The organism is Pantoea sp. YU22 (assembly GCF_003970755.1).
Lineage (GTDB): Bacteria > Pseudomonadota > Gammaproteobacteria > Enterobacterales > Enterobacteriaceae > Pantoea > Pantoea piersonii.
The window spans coordinates 1-401 of the sequence record NZ_RYDU01000054.1 but is presented as its reverse complement, the minus strand read 5'-3'; the positions used below and the strand labels follow the sequence as shown (position 1 = coordinate 401).

Below are 401 nucleotides of genomic sequence, written 5' to 3'. Positions count from 1 at the left end.
CGGTTGGATCACCTCCTTACCTGAAGATACTGCCTTCGAAGTGCTCACACAGATTGTCTGATAGAAAGTAATGAGCAAGGCGTCTTGCGAAGCAGACTATGTGTCCCCTTCGTCTAGAGGCCCAGGACACCGCCCTTTCACGGCGGTAACAGGGGTTCGAATCCCCTAGGGGACGCCACTTGCTGGTTTGTGAGTGAAAGTCGCCAACCCTACTATCTTAAAGATGACTTACGAGTCATGTTTAAGATATTTGCTCTTTAACAATCCGGAACAAGCTGAAAATTGAAACGACGCTTTGCATTATTCCTCCGTAATAAGGAATAGAGGCGAGGCGTTCGAGTCTCTCAATAATCACAACCGCACGTCGCAAGACGCCTGTGGGTTGTGAGGTTAAGCGACTA

The 401-nt window shown here is 48.6% G+C and carries 1 tRNA gene; it reads left to right on the top strand.

Annotated elements, in window-relative coordinates:
- Positions 1-102: 102 nt before the first annotated feature.
- A tRNA-Glu gene (locus EKL29_RS22980) sits at positions 103-178 on the top strand.
- Positions 179-401 lie beyond the last annotated feature (223 nt).